This is a genomic window from Gluconobacter sp. OJA (genome assembly GCF_039638325.1).
Classification (GTDB): domain Bacteria; phylum Pseudomonadota; class Alphaproteobacteria; order Acetobacterales; family Acetobacteraceae; genus Gluconobacter; species Gluconobacter cerinus.
The window spans coordinates 691,508-712,500 of sequence record NZ_JBDIWI010000001.1 but is presented as its reverse complement, the minus strand read 5'-3'; the positions used below and the strand labels follow the sequence as shown (position 1 = coordinate 712,500).

At 57.5% G+C, this 20,993-nt stretch carries 17 protein-coding genes and 1 pseudogene (1 of these 18 cut by a window edge); 5 read left to right on the top strand and 13 right to left on the bottom strand.

Translation table 11 applies throughout. The annotated features are described in order from the left end of the window. Both clpB and ABDK75_RS03275 read right to left on the bottom strand, forming a co-directional pair. Positions 1 to 2,287: the 5' portion of an ATP-dependent chaperone ClpB gene (gene clpB, locus ABDK75_RS03280; protein ID WP_339408241.1), read on the bottom strand. 314 nt of this gene lie to the left of the window's left edge; only the first 2,287 of its 2,601 coding nucleotides appear in the window; the start codon lies at positions 2,285 to 2,287; its stop codon lies beyond the left edge, outside the window. 89 nt (positions 2,288 to 2,376) lie between these two features. After that, positions 2,377 to 3,456, bottom strand: coding sequence for an aldo/keto reductase (locus tag ABDK75_RS03275; protein ID WP_317215472.1), 1,080 nt, complete (start codon positions 3,454 to 3,456; stop codon positions 2,377 to 2,379). Positions 3,457 to 3,642: 186 nt separating this feature from the next. On the opposite strand from ABDK75_RS03275, the gene ABDK75_RS03270 reads away from it, so the two are divergent. Further along, positions 3,643 to 5,844 (top strand): DPP IV N-terminal domain-containing protein, encoded by a 2,202-nt coding sequence (locus ABDK75_RS03270; RefSeq protein WP_346004960.1) that lies wholly within the window; start codon positions 3,643 to 3,645, stop codon positions 5,842 to 5,844. Here the strand turns inward: ABDK75_RS03270 and ABDK75_RS03265 are convergent. The 5 genes from ABDK75_RS03265 to ABDK75_RS03245 all read right to left on the bottom strand — a co-directional run bounded on the left by ABDK75_RS03265 (position 5,841) and on the right by ABDK75_RS03245 (position 10,144). Further along, positions 5,841 to 6,401, bottom strand: coding sequence for a hypothetical protein (locus ABDK75_RS03265; RefSeq protein WP_346004959.1), 561 nt, complete (start codon positions 6,399 to 6,401; stop codon positions 5,841 to 5,843). The genes ABDK75_RS03270 and ABDK75_RS03265 overlap by 4 nt on opposite strands. 28 nt (positions 6,402 to 6,429) lie before the next feature. Continuing rightward, positions 6,430 to 7,260 (bottom strand): IS5 family transposase, encoded by an 831-nt coding sequence (locus tag ABDK75_RS03260; RefSeq protein ID WP_011251399.1) that lies wholly within the window; start codon positions 7,258 to 7,260, stop codon positions 6,430 to 6,432. A gap of 76 nt (positions 7,261 to 7,336) precedes the next feature. After that, positions 7,337 to 8,728 carry a M20/M25/M40 family metallo-hydrolase gene (locus ABDK75_RS03255; protein ID WP_346004958.1) on the bottom strand — a complete coding sequence of 464 codons (1,392 nt, stop codon included), beginning with the start codon at positions 8,726 to 8,728 and terminating at the stop codon, positions 7,337 to 7,339. A gap of 124 nt (positions 8,729 to 8,852) precedes the next feature. Continuing rightward, on the bottom strand, positions 8,853 to 9,509 hold the full coding sequence (grxB, locus tag ABDK75_RS03250; RefSeq protein ID WP_346004957.1) for a glutaredoxin 2: 657 nt from the start codon (positions 9,507 to 9,509) through the stop codon (positions 8,853 to 8,855). 50 nt (positions 9,510 to 9,559) lie between these two features. Then, complete coding sequence (locus tag ABDK75_RS03245) at positions 9,560 to 10,144, bottom strand: YqgE/AlgH family protein (RefSeq protein ID WP_046900835.1); 585 nt, start codon at positions 10,142 to 10,144, stop codon at positions 9,560 to 9,562. Between the two features lie 70 nt (positions 10,145 to 10,214). Here ABDK75_RS03245 and ABDK75_RS03240 point away from each other — a divergent pair, with 70 nt between their 5' ends. Continuing rightward, complete coding sequence (locus ABDK75_RS03240) at positions 10,215 to 10,970, top strand: SDR family NAD(P)-dependent oxidoreductase (protein WP_099211920.1); 756 nt, start codon at positions 10,215 to 10,217, stop codon at positions 10,968 to 10,970. Next, positions 10,960 to 11,838, top strand: a complete 879-nt coding sequence (locus tag ABDK75_RS03235; RefSeq protein WP_346004956.1) for a PPK2 family polyphosphate kinase — start codon at positions 10,960 to 10,962, stop codon at positions 11,836 to 11,838. Before ABDK75_RS03240 ends, ABDK75_RS03235 begins: the two co-directional genes overlap by 11 nt. A 63-nt stretch (positions 11,839 to 11,901) precedes the next feature. On the opposite strand, the gene ABDK75_RS03230 is transcribed toward ABDK75_RS03235, so the two are convergent. Beyond that, the gene (locus ABDK75_RS03230) at positions 11,902 to 13,725 is read right to left on the bottom strand and encodes a DEAD/DEAH box helicase (RefSeq protein ID WP_174694805.1); all 1,824 of its coding nucleotides are present in this window, start codon (positions 13,723 to 13,725) and stop codon (positions 11,902 to 11,904) included. 124 nt (positions 13,726 to 13,849) lie between these two features. Continuing rightward, a complete protein-coding gene (locus tag ABDK75_RS03225) occupies positions 13,850 to 14,500 on the bottom strand; it encodes a class I SAM-dependent methyltransferase (protein WP_174694804.1) in 651 nt (216 codons plus the stop codon). An 85-nt stretch (positions 14,501 to 14,585) separates the two neighbouring features. Here ABDK75_RS03225 and dapF point away from each other — a divergent pair, with 85 nt between their 5' ends. Next, positions 14,586 to 15,359 carry a diaminopimelate epimerase gene (dapF, locus tag ABDK75_RS03220; protein WP_346004955.1) on the top strand — a complete coding sequence of 258 codons (774 nt, stop codon included), beginning with the start codon at positions 14,586 to 14,588 and terminating at the stop codon, positions 15,357 to 15,359. Beyond that, positions 15,356 to 16,561, top strand: coding sequence for a MiaB/RimO family radical SAM methylthiotransferase (locus ABDK75_RS03215; protein ID WP_346004954.1), 1,206 nt, complete (start codon positions 15,356 to 15,358; stop codon positions 16,559 to 16,561). The genes dapF and ABDK75_RS03215 overlap by 4 nt, the downstream gene beginning before the upstream one ends. 151 nt (positions 16,562 to 16,712) lie before the next feature. Here ABDK75_RS03215 and ABDK75_RS03210 read toward each other — a convergent pair. From ABDK75_RS03210 to ABDK75_RS03195, 4 genes and pseudogenes are all read right to left on the bottom strand, one after another. After that, positions 16,713 to 16,949 (bottom strand): annotated as a pseudogene (locus ABDK75_RS03210) (IS5/IS1182 family transposase); the annotation flags it as partial. 270 nt (positions 16,950 to 17,219) lie between these two features. Continuing rightward, entirely contained in the window at positions 17,220 to 17,828 is a 609-nt protein-coding gene (locus ABDK75_RS03205; protein ID WP_099211914.1) for an HAD-IIIA family hydrolase, read from the bottom strand. 132 nt (positions 17,829 to 17,960) lie between these two features. Beyond that, the gene (rfaD, locus tag ABDK75_RS03200; protein WP_099211912.1) at positions 17,961 to 18,962 is read right to left on the bottom strand and encodes an ADP-glyceromanno-heptose 6-epimerase; all 1,002 of its coding nucleotides are present in this window, start codon (positions 18,960 to 18,962) and stop codon (positions 17,961 to 17,963) included. Positions 18,963 to 19,117: 155 nt separating this feature from the next. Further along, positions 19,118 to 20,926: a glycosyltransferase family 9 protein gene (locus ABDK75_RS03195; RefSeq protein ID WP_346004953.1), complete on the bottom strand. Its 1,809-nt coding sequence runs from the start codon at positions 20,924 to 20,926 to the stop codon at positions 19,118 to 19,120. Positions 20,927 to 20,993 lie beyond the last annotated feature (67 nt).

The following is a 20,993-nucleotide window of genomic DNA, read 5'->3' as shown; positions in this document are numbered from 1 at the left end:
TCTCATCCAGACGGTTCAGGAATTCCGGTCGGAAGTGATTGCGCACCACCTGCATGACCTGCGCCTGAACCAGTTCCGGCGATTCACCATCTTCCTGATTGGCGAGAACATCTGAACCAAGGTTACTCGTCAGAACGATGATTGTATTGCGGAAGTCCACAACACGTCCCTGCCCATCTGTCAGACGGCCATCATCGAGCACCTGAAGAAGGATGTTGAAGATGTCCTCATGGGCCTTCTCAACCTCATCAAACAGGATGACCTGATAAGGACGACGACGCACAGCTTCTGTCAGAACACCACCTTCGTCGTACCCGACATATCCCGGAGGTGCGCCAATCAGACGCGACACTGCATGCTTCTCCATGAATTCACTCATGTCGATCCGCAGCAGAGCCTTCTCGTCATCGAACAGGAACTGGGCCAGAGCCTTCGTCAGCTCGGTCTTGCCCACACCCGTCGGACCAAGGAACAGGAACGACCCAATCGGGCGGTTCGGATCCTGAAGTCCTGCTCGGGCACGACGCACAGCATTGGCGACGGCAACCAGAGCCTGCTCCTGCCCGACCACACGCTCACGCAGCGTATCTTCCATCCGCATGAGCTTGGCGCGCTCACCTTCGAGCATCCGATCTACGGGAATACCCGTCCAGCGGGACACAACCGATGCAATGCCCTGATCCGTGACGCTATCAGCGAACAAGCCAGATTTAGATGCTACGTCTTCCTCTTCCTGCGCTTTCGCGATCTGAGCTTCCAGGTTTGGAATCAGGCCGTACATCAGCTCGGAAGCCTTCGCGAGATTTCCCTGACGCTGCGCCACATCCACATCGGAGCGTGCTGTATCCAACTGCTCCTTCAGCTTCTGAATGGCATTCACGCGATCCTTTTCGGCATGCCACTCGGCACCCATCGCATCGGACTGCTCCTCCAGATCAGCCAGTTCGGCCTCAAGAGCCTGCAGACGATCCTTGGACGCCGTGTCGTCTTCCTTACGGATGGCTTCACGCTCGATCTTCAACTGAATGATGCGGCGATCGAGTTCGTCCAGAGCTTCCGGCTTGCTGTCGATCTGCATCCGCAGACGGCTGGCAGCCTCGTCAATCAGATCAATGGCCTTATCCGGCAGGAAGCGATCCGTAATATAACGGTTGGAAAGCGTTGCAGCAGAGACGATAGCGTTATCCGTGATGCGCACACCGTGGTGAAGCTCGTACTTCTCCTTGATGCCACGCAGAATAGAGATCGTATCCGCGACAGATGGCTCACCAACGAAAACCGGCTGGAAACGACGGGCAAGCGCGGCGTCTTTCTCGATGTACTTGCGGTACTCATCGAGCGTTGTCGCACCAATGCAGTGCAACGTCCCGCGAGCTAGTTCCGGTTTGATAAGATTGGACGCATCCATCGCACCATCGGAACGGCCAGCGCCCACCAGCGTGTGCATCTCATCAATGAAGAGAATGACCTCGCCTTCGGCCGTCTCAACTTCTTTAAGAACTGCCTTCAGACGCTCTTCAAACTCACCACGGAACTTCGCACCTGCAATCAGAGCCCCCATGTCGAGTGACATCAGTCTCTTGTTTCGAAGCGCTTCTGGCACATCGCCATTAACGATACGCAGCGCCAGACCTTCAACGATTGCGGTCTTACCAACGCCTGGCTCACCAATCAGAACCGGATTGTTTTTGCTGCGGCGGGCCAGAACCTGGATCGTGCGTCGAATTTCCTCATCACGGCCAATCACCGGATCGAGCTTGCCAGCCTGTGCAATCGCCGTAACGTCACGCGCATACTTTTTCAGCGCATCAAACGTATTCTCGGCAGATGCGCTGGTCACTGTACGCCCCTTCCGGATCTGTGCAACGGCACGTTCCAGCGCAGAGGCATCGGCCTTTCCTTCAACCAGTGCTTTACCCGCAGCAGATCCGCTCGCAGCAATGGCGACGAGCAGACGATCCTGCGCAACATGGCTGTCACCTGCGGCTTTTGCAGCAGCTTCAGCGGAATCCAGTAGCCTTACGAAATCAGGCGTGGCTTGCGGTTGACCTGCACCGCCGCCCTGAACCTTCGGAAGCTTGGAAAGTGCTGCGTCATTGGCAGTCTGAACAACTTTTGGATCACCACCCGCAGCCCGGATAAGGCCGGATGCGGCACCCTGATCATCATCCAGCAGGGCCTTGAGCAGATGCTCCGGCGTCAACTGCTGATGGTAGTCTCGAAGGGCAATAGTCTGTGCGGCCTGGAGGAAACCCTGGCTCCGCTCAGTGAATTTCTGAATGTCCATTCTAATATGTCCTCTCATGCCCCGTATCGGCGGCATATGGTGTCTCGGTCGCCCCCGAAGGCGACGACCGGTGATGAATATTTAGGCACTCATTTTTTTGTTTCAAGGGCATCCCGATGACGTTTCGCTGGCCCGTGCAAGACCATATCGGCCTCCGACAGTCTGCCAAACGCATTCCGCTGCTGGTGCCAGTAAGGATAAATCAGATCCGGGGCACTGACATCGTCAAGCCGTGCGACTTGTGCCTTCGTCAGACGTAGCGATGCCGCAGCAAGATTATCCAGCAACTGGGTTTCCTTACGGGCTCCAATCACTACGGACGTCACACCCGGTTTGTGCAGCAACCACGCCAGCGCAACGCGTGCAGGCGAGACATCGTGTTCCTCTGCGATCTCCACCAACACTTCAACCGTATCGTAGAGTTTTTCGATATTGCGGACTTCCGGTTCTGGCCAACCCGAAATACGTCGGCTATCCGCAGGCGCCGTCTTCCCGCGACGATATTTGCCCGTCAGCAGCCCACAGGCCAGCGGGCTCCAGATCTGAACGCCCAGTCCTTGATCCACAGCGAGTGGCAGAAGCTCATATTCAGCATCCCGTGCTTCCAGAGAATAATAGATCTGTTCGGAGACCGGCGTAATGAGACGGTCCCGCTCCGCGGCAGACAGAAGCTTCATGGCCTGCCAGCCAGCAAAATTGGAAAGTCCCGCATAGCGGATCTTGCCCTGGTCCCGAAGCGCCTGAAGTGCCTCCAGCGTCTCTTCAACCGGCGTCAGACCATCCCATTCATGCAGATAATAGAGATCAATATGGTCTCGCCCTAAACGACGCAGGCTGTCATCACAGGCATTCAGAATATGATGCCGCGACAGGCCCTCTTCGTTCGGGCCTTTGCCCGTCGGAAACCGGACTTTGCTGGTCACAAGCAGTTCCCGGCTTCTGCCTTTCAGAACACGACCAAGGATTTCTTCGGCTTCTCCACCCGAATAACCATCGGCCGTATCAAACATGTTGACGCCATGCTCGACGCAGAGATCCACCATGCGTGTGGCCTCTGAGACGTCAACATTGCCGGTGGAAGCGAAATCGCCCTGCCCGCCGAACGTCACAGAGCCAAAATTGAGTGCGGAAATTTTCAGGCCAGAGCGACCTAGCTGACGATACTGCATATCCATCAGGTTCCTCTTCTGAGACAGACCATGACACACAACACCTCAACGGTGGATCAGTCCCGGTAAAATCGGCCCCGCTCTCATCATCGTGAGCAAGGCGACTTCTCATGCTCATGCACTCTGTTCAGGAACGACAGGTCAGTCCATGATTGATGTCAAAACCTTTCCTGTCCCGGAGCCGCCATGCCTTCATTCCGTCTCCGCAGAGCCCTGCTGTCCTGCGCGTTCCTGTCTTCCCTGCTTCCCGCCTTACCGGCCATGGCCTCCGAACCTGCATCATGCATGCTCGATCTTGCCAAAACACGGAACGGAACGCTGGGTCTGCCCACACGATCAGAAGTGACACCGGACGGACATTCGGTTCTCTTCCTGCGTTCTGGCCCGTTCGACACACGCCTGCATCTGTTTCGCTACGATCTGCCTGACCACTCGCTGCATGAACTTGCGGCCCCGGAAGCTGGTCCAGAGCACTTGTCCGTGGAGGAAAAAGCCCGGCGAGAGCGGGCCCGCCAGTCCATGTCTGGCATCACCGACTATCAGATGAGCGAAGATGGCGGCACGATCCTGGCATCTCAGGGCGGACGCCTCATCCGCATTGCCGCTGATGACGGCCGGGTGTCTTCCGTTGATGGCAACTGGATCGCGCCCCGCCTTTCCCCGGACGGACAGACCATTGCCGCAGTGCGGGACAACGACCTTTACGCGGTCAATCTGGTAACAGGCGCCGAAACACGGCTGACCACTACAGGCACAGAAACGCTGACCAATGGGTTGGCCGAATTTGCCGCAGCAGAAGAACTGGAGCGCCCGGATGGCGCCTGGTGGTCTCCGGACAGTCAGACCGTGCTGTTCGAAGAAGCCGATTCAGGCAACGTCGAAAAGCATTATATCACCAATCCTGAGACGCCCCAGACGGCCCCTGTTGAGTTCCGTTATCCACGCGCCGGCACGCCCAATGCACGAACACGTTTTGGTCTCACCAGCATCAAAGGCGGAGACGTTCGCTGGATTGGCTGGGATCATGAAGCATGGCCCTACATGGCGCGTGCGGTCTGGCGGAAGAACGGTGGCCTGTTTCTTATTCTGCTCAACCGGGAACAGACGCAGGAACAGGTTCTGTCCGTTGATCCAGCGACAGGCAAAACGACGCTCCTCCTCGCAGAAAGCGACAAGGCCTGGCTCAATCTTGATCCGCGAGACGCCGGTGGCAGCCATGCCTTACCCGTCGTGCTGAACGGTCAACAGGGTTTCCTTTGGGCCTCGGAGCGCGGAAAAACGTGGCAGCTTGAACATCACGCCCCAGACGGGTCCCTTAAGCGGGTTCTGACGCCCGATACCTTGCCGTATGTCGCCTTTAATGATTACGACGCTGACAGTAACAGCGTTGTCGTGACGGTACGCCCGAACCGGATTGATAACGAGGTCGTCCGGATTTCACTCGCGGACGGCAAGATCACTCCGTTCATCACGGAGCCGGGCATCCACAATGTCCATTTCACCAATGGCACCCATCGCCTGCTGGTCGATGCGTTTGCCGCCGCTGACGGAACTCGGCGCACTCTTCTGCGGGACGCGAAAGGGAAAATCCTGGCCAGCCTCCCGGGTATTGCGCAGCCCCCTCACCTTCCCGTCCACGTACAGTTCACAACGGCCGGGGAACGACAACTCGATGCCGCGATCATCCGGCCAGAGCATTTCCAGAAGGGCCATCACTATCCGGTCGTGCTGTCCGTCTATGGCGGCCCCGGCGTAAAGCTGGTGCACGATACACCGTCGAGCTTTCTGGAAGACCAGTGCCTCGCCAATCAGGGCTATGTCGTTGTCACGCTGGATGGACGCGGCACCCCGGGCCGGGATCATGACTTTGAACGTGCCATCAAAGGCAACCTGATCGATGCTCCCCTTCAGGATCAGATCGATGGCTTGCAGGGGCTGGGCAAAACCTACCCCGAACTCGATCTGTCACGGGTCGGTGTTTATGGCTGGTCTTTCGGGGGCTACTTCACGGCAATGGCCACCATCCGCCGTCCGGACGTCTTCAAAGTCGGCGTTGCAGGTGCACCCCCCGTCGATTTCGCCGATTACGATACTGCCTATACCGAACGCTATCTAAACACCCCGCAGAATGACCCGGAAGGATATCGCAAAAGCAACGTCCTAACCTATGCGGACGGCCTGAAACGTCCCCTTCTGGTCATGCACGGCCTGACAGACGACAACGTGTACTTCGAAAATACCATGAAGCTGACACAGGCCCTTCTGAAAGCCGGGAAACCTTACAATCTCCTCCTGCTCCCCGGAACGCATATGCTGCCTGATCCACTCTTGCGCGCGCGCGTAAGCCAGCGTCGTGCAGAGTTCTTGGGCGACGCTTTAAAGCCCTAAGGTTGATCTGCCTGGGCCGCATGATCCGAATGGTTCGGAGAGGCAGCCCAAGCCTTCAACGCGGCCTGATATTGCCGTGATGCTTTGAGCCTGGGCATATAGGTAATGGCGCGATGGCTGAAGAGTGGGAAGGTCTGCCCATTAAACGATCCTCGCGCGCCACAATGCCCAACCCGACAAGCACTGTCAGCATCCTGCAAAACAACATCTTTCCCAGTCCGGCGAAGCGTCAGGCGACAGGGCTTCTCGCCTGCCATGAAGGGCGGTTCCTGATACACCAGAGCCTCTCCCTCCATGCGGCCGATGCCTGACAGGGAACACATGTGCCCATTGAAGAACTGTGTTTCTATTCGAAGATACGCCGCCTCTGCGCTGACGGGCACAACCTCCAGAACATTGTCGCTCCAATAGGTATCACCCGACACGTCACCGTTTTGGAAATGCGTACTGTACCGCCCCGAAAGCTGATTCTGTTCAGAAGTGGAGCGCCCCATCGCAGCATGAGCCACTGTCGCTCCCGCCAGAACCACGCCCAAACAGACAGCAACACTCCGCATCTACAAAGCCTTTCTCTTAGAGCCTGAATCAGAAAGCGGTTTGATTGATTTTCCGCAGAATTCTGCGGATATGGGCGATCATCAACCACGCGCAGGATGACGAGATTGTTGCCTCGACATCCTTCGTGAGGCGGCGGCAGCGTCCGAGCCATGCAAAGCTACGCTCCACGATCCAGCGTTTGGGCAGGACGACGAAGCCTTCGGCCCGATCGCTGCGCTTGACGATCTCGATCGTCCATCGGCCGAGTTCAGCCAGCGCACCACGCAACTTCTCGCCGGCATACCCTCCGTCACCGATCAGATGGCGAAGCCAGGGGAACAATGAGCGTATCCTGGCCGCTACCAGCGGCGCGCCGTCACGATCCTGAACGTCGGCGGGATGCACGACAGCCGCCACGACATGACCCAGCGTGTCGGTCGCGATATGCCGCTTGCGTCCCTTGATCTTCTTGCCCGCGTCATAACCGCGTGGGCCGCCGTTTTCAGCGGTTTTAACCGACTGGCTGTCGATAATGCCCACCGAAGGCGTGGCGTCTCGTCCATCCTGCTCACGCGACAGGATCACGAGAATATGGTTCATGGCTTCCCATCGTCCCTCGCGGATCCAGCGGTAGAAATAGCCCTGCACGGTCGTGAAGGCGGGAAAGTGACGCGGCAATTGCCGCCACTGGCAGCCCGTGGTGACGATATAGAGGATCGCCTCCATGACCCGGCGCAAATCCGTACGTCGGGGTCTCCCCAGTCGTTTCCTCTCGGGCATCAGCGGCGCAATCAGCGCCCACTCCGCGTCGCGCAGGTCGCTTGCATACTCCAGGTCGTCCCGGCGATACTGCGCTCGGGTGATTTCAGTCCAGGCCATCTTGATCTCATCAGGTTATCGCAAACCCATGAATCATAACCTGCTGAAATCACTCAACTCATTTTAGGTCAGGCTCTTAGTGAGACAGCTCCGGAATCAAAACCAGAAGCGCGTCCATTGCCGGACCAACGGCGGAAACCGGCGTCCGTTCATTCAGACCATGCATGAAGGAGTCTGAATTCTTGATGAAGATCGGGCTGATGCCATAGCTGGGAACACCATGAGAGCGAAACCACATGCTGTCGCTCGCTCCGGATGACATGGCTGCAAAGACCGGCACATCCGGATAAACCGCATGAATGGCGGCATCAATCGCATGAACCACATCTGGCCGCATGGGAGACGCAGCAGTTTCAACAGACCCTTCTGTCGCGTCTTCAATCTTCATACCCGGATCCTGCGCCGCGTCGCGCAGTTCAGCCATGATCGAAGCCCGAGAGTGCCCTGGAAAGATGCGACAATTGATATTAGCCGTCGCCCGCTGCGGCAGCGCATTGAGCGCATGACCGCCTTCAATCATCGTGACCACACAGGTTGTGCCAATCCGCCCCACAAAGGACGGGTCAGCCGATAGCGTGGCAATGGCCTTTTCATTGGCTGGATTGGCTGCGAACGCCTTCATGGCCGCCGCAATATCAGGCTTCTGCCAGCGGGCCGCGTTGACAAAGAAACTACGGCTCAGGTCATTCACTTCCGGTTTGAAGCGATGTTGCTGGATCCGCAGAAGATCGGCACTCAGCTCATCAATGGCATTGACGGATCTCGGCTCCGAAGAGTGACCACCGGGGTTCGTAACGGTCAGACGGAAATCAGCGTAGGTTTTTTCCGCTCCTTCCCATGTGAAATAATCTGGCTTCCCCGTCTTTTCATCCAACGTGCCATTGGCCCCATCCATGTTCAGAACAAGTTCGGCATTGGACAACTTGTCAGCGATGATGGCGCCAGTTGCCATCGTCGTCTCTTCATCTCCCGAGAACTCGATGATGATATCCCGACGGGGCACGTACCCTTCTTTTTTCAGCTCCAGCAGAGCAGAAATAGCCAGTGTATCATCCAGCTTCATGTCCGTTGAGCCACGGCCGAGCAGATAGCCATTTTCAATCTGTGGTTTGAAAGGATCATGCGTCCAGTCAGATGCCTTGGCTTCAACCACATCCATATGGCCAGAAATCACCAGCGGTTTGAGAGAGGAATCACGGCCGGGCCAACGGGCAATCAGATACGCCGTATCCTTGTAGGGCGTGATCGTCACATCCGCAGGCGCAAAACCTCCCTTAACCAGAGCATCCCGGAAAAGGGCTGCGACCTGTGGTGTCTGGTTGGCAGGCCCCGCGACTGATCGCAGGGCGATGGCCTGCTCTGCAAGGTTCAGGGCTTGCGTTGCGGCGTCATGATGCTGGGGAGCTGCGGCAAGCGCGCTCCCGCTCATCAGGGCCAGTAACAATCCTGCGCCAATCGTATTCCGCATCGTCTTCTCCTGCATCAGATGCGAAATCGTAACCATACGGACAGTAGATGCCTAGCCGGGATGTTGCAGGACATTTCCATCCATCCGGCGAGATGATTTCAAGATGTCCTGCAATTACCTTCCCTCAGGCCGCAAACCCATCCAGCAGGCTCACACCAGATTTTTCAGACATGGTCTGACGGTAAGCCTCGACCCCGAGCGGGTAACGCAGTCCTTTGATGAGTGACATGCTGTGAAGCTGGGCGAACAGATGAATATCGTCTGTGGAAAGTGTGCCATTCACGGCTTCAGGAGACTGGATCAGAGGTTCGAGATCTTCCAGCAATGCGTTCAGCTCTACAATTTCCTTTGAGCCATCTGCCAGAATTTCCCAGAACGGGCCGGTAGATTCTTCCTTGCGACGAATGAAGCCCGCCCGGGAAGACGTTGTCGCGAATTCAGGCAAGGGTGCGCAAACTGCACGCGGCAGGAAAAGTCGATACGTGGCCTTGCTGCTTGCACGCAGCCAGTCTGCAATGTCCGTGCGGACCGGACCGGTCAGAACCGGCGCGCCAACTCCATCAATATGGGAGACGATATCCATGCTCTCCGGCATGTATCGACCGTTTTCTTCCAGAATCGGGACAACCTTTCTCCCAACCATACTGATCGGGCCAGCTTCGTCGTCATTCAGGAAAATACGCTTCTCGAACGGGATGTTTTTCAGGCCAAAAATCATCATGGCCTTCACGCAGAACGGACAGTGCTCATAAACGTGAAGGATACGGGTTGTCTGATTCATGATCTGAAAATCCTCATGTCTGTCAAAAGTCGTTGCTCCGAATAAATCGGTCAGGCTTCACCCATAGCGGAGGAGAGCAGCAGCGGATCAATGTTGATGGCCGCCAGTGCCTTTCCCCATTTTTTCGAATGATCCATGCCAAAGACAATCTCATCACTGGCCGGCGCAACCAGCCATGAACTATCCCTCAGGATCTCTTCTTCAAGCTGACCCGGTGCCCAGGATGCATGGCCAATAGCCATCAACGCCCGCTTGGGGCCCTGCCCCGCAGCAAGCTCCCGCAGCACATCCAGACTGGCCGTCAACGTCGCCTGATCATTGACGCCCAGGCTGCCCTCTCCATTCCAGTCTGTCGAATGCAGAACAAACCCATGTGAATGATCGACAGGCCCCCCCATACAGACGGCAATCCGGCGCTCAGGAGGGTTTGGCTCGATTCCGAGCTGCGCAAAAAGATCATCCAAACCCGGCTGGGCCAGACGACGGTTGATAATCAGCCCCATCGCCCCGTCTTCGGGGGAGTGAGCACAGAGATAGATCACGCTCTGGGCGAAGACTGTCTCCGCCAGTTGCGGCGCCGCAACCAGGAGCATGCCTGTCAGGTTGTCATTCTGTCCGGCGAGTGTTTTCTTCATTCTCTACAAATGGGTGCATCTCGTGCCTCTTTGCAAGCGTTCCCATGTCGAGAGTTTTATGGAGGTCTTCATGTCCCTTACCGTTCTCGTGACCGGTGCCACTGCCGGCTTCGGACACGCCATCGCCACACGCCTCGTACAGGATGGCCATCGCGTCATCGCCACAGGAAGACGGGCAGAACGTCTTGAGGCCCTGAAAGCCGAACTCGGAGACAATCTTCTCCCCTTCCCTCTGGACATGACGGACCGCGACGCACTCCGCGCACTGCCAGACAGCCTGCCGGAAAACTGGCGAACCGTGGACGTTCTGGTCAACAACGCGGGCCTTGCACTCGGTATGGAACCCGCACAGGAAGCCAAGATCGATAACTGGGAAACGATGATCGCCACCAACGTCTCCGGTCTGGTGGAAATGACCCACGCACTGCTGCCCGGAATGGTCGAGCGCAACTCCGGATATGTCATCATGCTCGGCAGCACTGCGGGCCTCTACCCCTACACTGGCGGGAATGTCTATGGCGCCACGAAGGCGTTTGTGCGGCAGTTCAGCCAGAACCTGCGAACGGATCTTTTGGGCAAGCGCATCCGCGTCACGGATATTGAACCAGGTCTGTGTGGCGGAAGCGAATTCAGCTCCGTTCGCCTCAAGGACGACGACAAGGCCGCCGCTGTCTACAAAGACACCACGCCCCTGACCCCGCAGGACATTGCAGAAACAGTCTCCTGGCTCGTGGGCCTGCCATGGCACGTGAACGTTAACACAATGGAGATCATGCCTGTCTGTCAGGCTTCTGGTGGCCTTGCGGTGAACCGTCATGTCGGCTGAAAGCGGTATTCCCTCGCGCCTCACAATTACGGACGGCACGAAGTTCAAACTGACCGACTTCAGAACCGATGACCGGATTGGGCACGACAAGAAAAGTGCCCATACCCGCATCCGGGACTGCGTGGACCGGATGGCTATTCTGCAGGGGCGTCTGGCGGCCCATGGGTCCCACGGTATTCTGGTCGTGCTGCAAGGGATGGATACGGCAGGAAAGGATGGCGCTATCCGCCATGCCTTTTCCGGTCTGAACCCACAGGGCTTTCACGTCACATCCTTCAAGACACCCGCCGGTGCCGCAGAAAATCGTGACGACCTCTGGCGTGTGCATCTGATGGCACCAGCCCGAGGCGAAATCGCGGTTTTCAATCGCAGCCACTATGAGGATGTTCTGATCGCACGTGTCCATCCGGATATCGTCAAAGCACGCGGGCTCAACCCGGATGAGCCCGGCTTCTGGGACAGGAGACTGGCTGACATCCGGCACTTCGAAAGCTACCTGACGCACCAGAACGTCATCATTCTGAAGCTCTTTCTGCATATCTCTGCGGACGAGCAGAAGAAACGTATTCTCAAACGCCTCACCCAACCGGAGAAGCGCTGGAAATTTTCTCCATCGGATCTAGCCGAACGTGAGAAGTGGCCGGATTACACCAAAGCTTACGAGGCTGCCATTCAGGCAACGTCCACTCCGGAAGCCCCCTGGCACATCATCCCTGCTGACCATAAATGGGCAGCCCGCTTGATGGTCGCCGAGGCCCTGCTGGAAACCATGGAAAAACTTCACCTCAAAGTACCCGAAGAAAAGCTCTCCGACACATTGAGGGCTGCCCGTGATGCCCTTCTCGCAGAAGGGTCTTCCAGGACCTAATAAAGAAAAACCCCCGCCGGATCGCTCCAGCGGGGGTTTTCAGCTCTGACGTAAGATCAGAAATCAGGAACGACGCTTGCGGCTCGCACCTTCACCTGATGAGCCACCAGCGCCCGGCTTCGGACGACCGAAACCGGAACCGCCACGGCCCTTGTAACCGCCGCCAGCACCGCCACCGCGCGGGCCGCCCTTGAAGCCGCCACCAGCGCCACCGCCGGACCGACCAAAGCGCTTGCCTTCGCCGGGGTTACGACCACGGGAACCATAGCTGCTGCCACCGGCAGGCTCAGCAGACGGCTCGATCGTCACTTCGTCAGGCTCAGCGCCAGCCACACAGGACTTGAAGCGCTCGACGCTCTCATCCGTAATCTGGAAATAGGTCTGATCCTGCTCGATGCGGATGCTGCCGATGTCACGCTTCTGAACGTTGCCAAGACGGCAGATCAGCGGGATGAGCCATTTCGGATCAGCGCGCTCTGTACGACCGACGCTCATCTTGAACCATTCGCCCGACACGATGCGCTCTTCACGCGGTGCGCGTTCCGGACGATCGCCACGGCTCTGTGGAGCTTCAACGGACATTGCCCGGATCTGCTCAACGTTCGGCAGGCGAGCACGGTACATCTGCACCAGCGCTGCTGCGAGCTTCTTCGCGTCGTAGGTTTCAGCCAGCTTCAGAACCAGCTCATCCGTCGTCTCTTCGGATGCGTTGGCAAGGATCGGATCGTCCAGCAGGCGCTTCGTGTCCTGAGCGGCAATCGCGTCCGCCGTAGGAACAGCTTCCCACTCGGCCTTCACGCGTGCCATTTCCAGCAGACGCTCAGCACGACGGCGCTGGTTCATCGGCACCATCAGCACACTGGTGCCCTTACGGCCCGCACGACCGGTACGGCCAGAACGGTGCAGCAGGGTTTCAGAAGCCGTCGGGATGCTGGCGTGAATCACGAGGTTCAGCGCTGGCACGTCAATTCCACGGGCGGCAACGTCAGTCGCGACACAGACGCGGGCCTGACCGGAGCGGAGGCTCTCGATCGCACGGCTACGTTCGTTCTGACCCATTTCGCCTGAAATGGCGACAGAGGCGAAGCCACGCTCCAGAAGAGCAGCCTGCACCTGACCAACCATCATACGGGTGTTGCAGAACACCATGGCAGTCGGGCTTTCGTAGAAACGCAGAACGTTCACGAGGGAGCGCTCGATTTCCTGCGGAGCCGTTACGACGCAACGGTAGGTGATATCAGAATGCTGCTTGGCGCCGGAAACCGTATCGATGCGCTTGGCATCTTTCTGGAAGCGCTTGGCAAGAGACGCGATTTCGCGCGCAATCGTTGCCGAGAACAGCAGGGTGCGACGCTCGGACGGGGACGCATCCAGAAGCTGCTCAAGCTCGTCACGGAAGCCCATGTCCAGCATTTCGTCAGCTTCGTCGAGAATGACGCAGCGCAGACCAGACAGGTCAAGGGAACCACGGGACTGATGATCACAAAGGCGGCCTGGCGTTCCCACAACAATGTGGGCACCACGGCTGAGGTCGCGGGCTTCACGGCGGGCATCCGTGCCACCAATGCAGCTCGCGATACGAGCGCCGGTCTCGGCATAGAGCCACTCAAGTTCGGACTGGACCTGAAGGGCCAGTTCACGCGTCGGGGCAATAACCAGAGCCAGCGGCTGTGGCGACGGCGGGAGGCGATCAGCCTCACCAAGCAGCGTCGGCGCAATAGCCAGACCAAAAGCTACGGTCTTGCCTGAACCCGTCTGGGCGGAAACCAGAAGATCACGATCCTCCAGCCCTGGCTGCAGAACTGCTTCCTGAACGGGAGTGGGCTGTTCGTAGCCACGCGCCGTCAGGGCGCGCAGAAGGGCAGGATGAGTATCGGGGAAAGGCATATTTAATGAACACTCGGCAAACGTCACGCCGACGGCAAAAAGCGGCGGCTGGGATGCCGCTGCATAAAGACTTCCGAGCATAAATGCCAGAAGTAACGCATCCGAACCTGCGAATCAGGCAAAATCAGCCTCTGGGCTTCCGCCCGACAACCGCCCGAACCGTGTCACGCCATGCCGTCAGATCTTCCGGAGGAACGACTTCACCTGTGTCGAGTTCCCCAAAACCAGCCTTCGAAAGAAGAACACTGACAAGACGTGCACGGTCTTCTGGCTCCAGAGCCTGCCACATTGCAACAGCTTTCTGCTGATGAAACTGATCTGAGAATGTGACAATCAGAGGAGCCCCTTCCTTCAGAACACGAAGGGCTTCCGTCAGGACTTTCAACGGCTGCGTCAGGTATGCCACCCCGTCACACAGGGTTATGGCGTCAATTGTGTCGTCTTCGAACGGCAGGATGGGGTCTGCGTTCAGATCCTGTACGATCCGTGTCGTCAGCACAGGATTGGTGTCCAGCGCAGCCTTGGACGCTCCCAGTCCGATGGCATCCTGAAAGCGTGCCTCTTCCGGGTAATGGCTGAGTGACCCCGCCATCAGATCCAGAACCGTGCCCCCAACGGGAAGGGAGGTCTGGTAAAGTGCCGCAACTGCCGTGCGGGCCCCCATGTCCATCAGCGAATCCGGAAGACGCTGCGCATAGAAGATCGTATCCGGTTCATTATTGACGCGCGTAAACGCCGCTGCGTGAAAACCTTCAACCTGTTCCGTGCCGCTCATATCCATCTCCTCCTGACTGACCTGTCGAAATGAGGGTATGTTCCTCGTGCGTCAACCCGCAGGATGCTCTATGGGAGGCACCATCATGACCCTTTCTTTCACCAAGATGCACGGCCTGGGCAATGATTTCATCGTCATTGATGGCCGCGAAACCGACCCCGCCCTTGACGAAGCCACCATCCGGCACCTGTGCGACAGACGCTTCGGCATCGGCTGCGACCAGCTCGTCCTGCTTTCTGCTCCAACCCTGGAAGGTGCGGATGTTCTGGTCCGTTTCTTCAATGCTGATGGATCGGAATCCGGCGCCTGCGGCAATGCATCGCGGTGTGTTGCCAGTCTCGTTGGTAACAATCCCGTTCTCCAGACCCGGGTCGGCCTGCTCCTTACGTCACAGGATGGCGATCGCATCACGGTGAATATGGGCGCTCCTCGGACTGGCTGGCAGGACGTGCCGCTGTCCAAGGATTGCGACACACTTCACCTGCCCCTGCATGATGCAGCCGCCTGCTCCATGGGAAATCCTCATGCGACCGTTTTCGGCGACGTATCGCGCGCAGAAGACCTCGGCCCCTCTCTCGAGAAATCTCCGCTCTTCCCGCAGCGCGCCAATATCGGATTTGCGGATCTCATCACGCCCGGCCACATGCGCCTGCGCGTCTGGGAACGCGGTGCGGGTTTGACGCTGGCTTGCGGCTCAGGAGCCTGCGCTGCCGTGGTGAACGCCGTACGCCGGGGCCTTGCAGACCGGACCTGCCTCGTGACCATGGACGGTGGAGACCTAGAAATCACCTGGCAGGAAAACGGAGACGTCCTGATGACCGGGCCGGCCACAACCGTTTTCCATGGCAAGCTTCCGTGACTGCCCCTTCTGTCCTGACATTCGGCTGCCGTCTCAACGCGCATGAGAGCGACGGCATGGCGCATCACGCCCGCGGGCAGGATGACACCATCATCGTCAATACATGCGCCGTTACGACCACAGCCGAGCGACAGGCGAGGCAGGCTATCCGCCGCGCTCACCGCGAGCGCCCGGATGCAAAAATAGTCGTGACAGGCTGCGCGTCGGAAATTGACGCCAAGCGCTGGATGGAGCTGCCCGGCGTGGTGCGGGTTGTGCCCAATGCTGACAAGCTCAAGCCCACCACATGGGGTGACAGCAAGCCCGGCCTTCCGCCATCACGGCATGCCCGTGCTCTGCTTCAGGTCCAGCAAGGCTGCGATCATCGGTGCACGTTCTGCATCATTCCCTATGGCCGGGGAGACTCCCGCTCTACCCCCACAACGGAAGCTATTTCGAGAGCCCGCGCCCTGACTGAGGTAGGGCATCGTGAAATCGTTCTCACGGGTGTTGATATTGCTTCATGGCAAGGCACAGATGGCGAAGGTCTGGGCCGGATGTGCCGGACGCTCCTGCAGGACGTTCCCGCCATCGAACGCCTGCGCCTGTCGTCCATCGACCCTGTCATTCTTGATCCGAAAACGGGAGATCGGGACCTCTGGTGGCTTCTGGAAAACGAGCCCCGCCTGATGCCACATCTGCATCTGTCTCTTCAGGCTGGTTCCGACCTCATCCTCAAGCGCATGAAACGCCGACACACCACCACGCAGGTCGCTTCCATGCTCCAGCATGCTCGCACACTCCGCCCGAATATTGGTGTTGGTGCAGATCTCATCGCGGGCTTCCCAACAGAAACAGACACGCTTTTCAACGAAACCCTCTCCTTCATCGAAGAGCAGGCTATCCCGTTCCTGCATGTCTTTCCCTACAGTGAACGCCCCGGCACACCCGCCGCCCGAATGCCCGCGGTGCCTAACGGAGAACGTCAGGCCAGAGCAGCCCAGCTTAGAGCTGTTGGCGAGGCAAACCGCGATACGTTTCTTGAAAAATTTGTGGGTCAGACTGTGAACGTCTTGATCGAGACACCTGACCGAGGCCATTCTCCGGAATTTGCGCCTGTGCGCTTCGCTGCCGACGCCTCCCCCGCAGTCAGAGGGAGCATCATTCCCCTGTCGATCTACAGTGTCTCAGAAGGGCATCTTCTGGGACGCAGCCCTGCCTAAAAACCTGCGGTCAGGGCAAAGCGGGCAGAAACTGGCTCCAGCTAATGCCCTTTTGCGCCGCTCTGCGCAGCAGACCCCAGTGTCAGGCGATAGTTATACGCATATTGTGCCGCTTACGCATGCGCATCGAAGACGTCAGGCTCAAGACACATAGTCCGAACATGAAGGTCGCAGCTAGACAGATGGTCGAGAAGAAGAAATTCGTGCATCTATCATGGTATGTTCTGACAAACCGCCAATCCTTGAGACGTGCAAACATGATTTCGATACGGTTACGGCGTTTGTATCTGTGTTTGTCGTGCCTGATGCGGATTGCCAAGGATCCTCATCCTAGAATGCAAGGCTTTATCCCTTTTTACTTTAGAGCATCACTAAACCAGTCGGCATCCCTGATCTGCAAGAAGCCGTTCTGCCCCTAGAGAGGCTGCTCGGTCGCTCATCTTCAGTCTCCTCACGGAGCCAGAACGAGTTTTCTATAAGAAGATTATGGCTCCTGAGCATAATGTACGTTTTCAAACAAAACCTCACTCGGGGATCCTGACCTCACGCCTTGAGGGGACCGGCCAGAGGCAGCGCCACGGCCGATCCGTTACGGCAAAGAATCGGCCATGATGTTTGAACCTTGAACAGAACATCCCAGACAAGCCTTCGGAAGGATCTACGAGCTTTCAAGGGTTTGCCATGAGAGTAAAGCGGCAGGGGAAATATCCGCCAAATGATCTACGGTGTGAATCGGAAACGGAACTGTCTGGATGTCTGCGACAAAGCCATCATCAACTAGAAAACCCAGAAGCAATCCGGCGGCGGCAGCAGCTTGCATGTCAGTGATCTTGTCGCCCACCAGCACACTTCGCGTCAGATCAATGTCATACAACTGCCCCGCTGTCGTCAACATTCCTGGTGCCGGCTTACGCCATTCGGCAAGGGGGCTGACATCGTTAGGGGCTGTGCCGCAGAGAAACACGGCGTTGACATATGCTCCTTCGTGCAGAAGCAATACCTCGATCTGTTCCTGCACAGCCAGCATGGTGCACAGGTCGAAATAACCGCGACCGAGACCGCTCTGGTTTGAGACGATAACTACCGGCCAAGCCGCAGCATTGAAGGCCGCGATCATCGTCGCGGCGCCATCGCGAAGCGTCACGCTTTCTGGGTCCGCGAGATAGCCCGTATCGATATTGACGACGCCGTCTCGATCCAGAAACAGCGCTGGCGTGCCAGGAGCGATCGGCCGCCGCACCAGCATGACATTACTACCGTGCGGCATGATGACGTTTCTTATCTAGTATTGTCGTCATGCCGCGGCCATGTTTGAAGACGCGCGTAAGGATCCGCAGCAGCCTGTGTTCTGCCCGAACATACGAGCGCGTCAACGAGTTAGCGTTGCCCAAAATGGTCATCAGGACTCTTTAGTTAACAGAAACCGGACATAGTCCGAGACTCCTGCTGCGACATCAGCAAATACATGGTCGCAACCGGTGGCGCGCAGGCACGTCAGATCGGCCTGTGTGAAGCTCTGGTATTTACCCATCAGAGCTTGGGGAAAGTCAATATATTCCAAAATCCCGTTACTGACCATCTGCTCCAGCGTAATAGCGGGCTGGTCCTGTGCGCTGCGCAAGCTATTCACCACCGCATGGGTCACGTCATTAAACGCCTGCGCCCGCCCGGAACCGAGGTTGAAAACACCGCTCTGTCCTGGATTATCAAAAAACCAGAGATTGACCGCCACGACATCGTCAACATAGACAAAATCACGAAGTTGCTGGCCAGGTGCGTAACCGTCATAAGAGCCGAACAGCTTGACCTTTCCGTCCGCACGGAACTGGTTGAATTGGTGATACGCGACCGACGCCATACGTCCTTTATGCTGCTCATGCGGACCATAAACGTTAAAGTAACGAAATCCTGCAACCTGACTCCGGATCCGCGGCAGAGACTGACGGACAACCTGATCGAAAAGCAGTTTCGAATAGCCGTATACATTCAACGGACGCTCGAATCGAGGATCCTCGATGAATTGCGATGAGCCACCATAGGTCGCGGCGCTGGACGCATACAGCAAGCGCGTGCCCGAAGAAGCGCAGGTATCGAGCAACATCTTGCTCGTAGCATAGTTATTGGCCAGCATGTAGCGACCGTCATGCTCCATCGTATCGGAACACGCACCCTCGTGGAAAATGGCGTCTACCGAACCGAACTTTCCTGCCGCAAAAGAATCGTAAAATGTCGTCTTGTCCACATAGTCGCTAATTCCAAGATCAACGAGATTATGAAATTTCTCCGATTTTGCGAGATTATCGACTGCGATAATATTGGTATACCCGCGAGCATTAAGTCCTCGCACAATATTACTGCCGATAAAGCCAGCGGCACCAGTTACAATGATACGTTTGCGCATATTCTCTATTCACTCAATGGGAAAAGGGATTTTAACCTGTCTTTCAACTTGATGCCCCGACCATAGAACCGTGCGATCATTTCGATAAGACGGCAACTCGAACGGCCTACTATCAGACGGGGATCGCTCCCTCCCCGTCCTGGGACCATTTTGCTTTATTCGGTCTTCGACTGTTCGAACACGTCCAGTGCGACCTTGAGAACGGTCTCGACAGATATTGTGGTAATGCACGCTGCATCCCGCCCACAAGCATCACGGTTATTTAGTCCGCATCCCGCACACGGAACAGTACGAGAGAGGATCACGCCCCCCTGATTCTGTCCCCATTCTTCCCAATTCAAACGAGGAATGGCAATACTTACGACCGGGACACCGCGTGCAGCAGCCAAATGTTTGGGGCCGGTATCATTAGCCACGAACAGAACGGCGCTCGCGACCAGGGCATCGAATGCATCCATCGGCAGGCAGTCCATGAGCGTCACGCCAGGGAGTTCGGTACAACGTGAGCGTACTGCATCGTTAAGCGCATGACCGTCAACGAAAAACAGAACCTCGCTCCCACTCGCTGCCGCAAGGCCGCCGCAGAGGTGCAGGAAATTCTCGATCGGCCACCGATTGATGGGATGGCGCGCGCCTGAATGGACGATGATAGGGCGATCGCGAGGACGCGTCATGCCCAGTTGCGATGGGGCAGTTTCACGGCGAGGAACAACTTCACGCCGCTGGTCCATAAGTTGCCCAAGGGAAGAGACAAGGAGTTCAACATGGGCGGCGTGGGATATGACAGGCTTACGGTTAATTACCTCGCGGGATATCACCTCGATTCCGAAATCAAGGAACGGAAACTGCTCGGGCTTAAAGCCCACCCGACGGCGTGCCGAGCAAAGAAGGAGAAGGTGCTGACTTTCAGCACCAGGGGAGAGGTCGATAGCCAGATCGAAGCTGCGCCCGCAAAGCTGGGTGCGCAGATGGGCGTCCGCCTCTGCGTCGAGATAGCGGCGTTCTGTTTTTGAATCGTAGCGCAGTGTCAGGTCAAGATACTCGTCTGCAACACCCGAGGCGCGGGCTACAGGCACATTGGCCTTCTGAAGAAGCATGGTCACGTGAGCCTGAGGGAAAAGTTTCCTGAGCCGGGCCATCGCGGGGAGGGACGCGGCGACGTCACCAAGCTGGTCGGTTCGCAGGACGAGGATCGAGTTTACCGGGCCTGAGAACAGAGCACCCGGAGGATGATGGCGCTCGACCGGGCGCGAGAGCACCCAAGACGTAGCATCGTCCGTCGGGGAGTCGGGCGACTGGATGTAAGAAGCAGACTGCACCGCATCGGGGACCGCGTGCAGGGTCGTATCCTCGTTCTGCACCATAACGAAGCGACGCATCTGCCCCGCCAGACGCGAGCCGGTCCAAGCGCGAACATGAATCTTCTGTCGGCCTGTCCTGAGACAGGACGTATCGATCCAGAGATTGGCCGACCAGGTGGATACAGCGCCGATCGTCGTCAGGCGTACCGGGGTAATGCGGCCAATGACCTCTCCTGTGTCGTCCGAGCAGGCCAGCACCTCCGTAAGGTCGTGGCGCGAATGAACGAGCACACGGAACGCCACCACGCCGGAAAGAACCGGCACGCCCATTCTGGTTTTCATCCAGCCGATTTGGACAATCGAAAAGCGTGTCCGGCTCACAGCCAAAAGGGCAGCAACGGAATTCCCCAGCGGACGGAGAACGGGCCCGACAAGTGGGTTCCTGTTCCGCGACCATGCAATCAATTGCCTGGCCAGCCAGCCGACATGGCGGAAAATGACACCATCGAGCAGGGCCGCCGCGCGGGTCGGGCCTGCCTGCTGCGACAGATGGGGAAAAAGCGCGTCCTCGTCAGTATACAGGTCGCGATGCCTTATATTCCGGTCGGATGTCAGACCCGGAAGACGTTCGACGTCGTCCGGAACGGTGTACACCCCCGTCATGCTTCAAAACTTTCTTTTTCGTCCCAGATTCCATGCTGGAACCCGCATTGAAAGGCCGGTGCCGGTT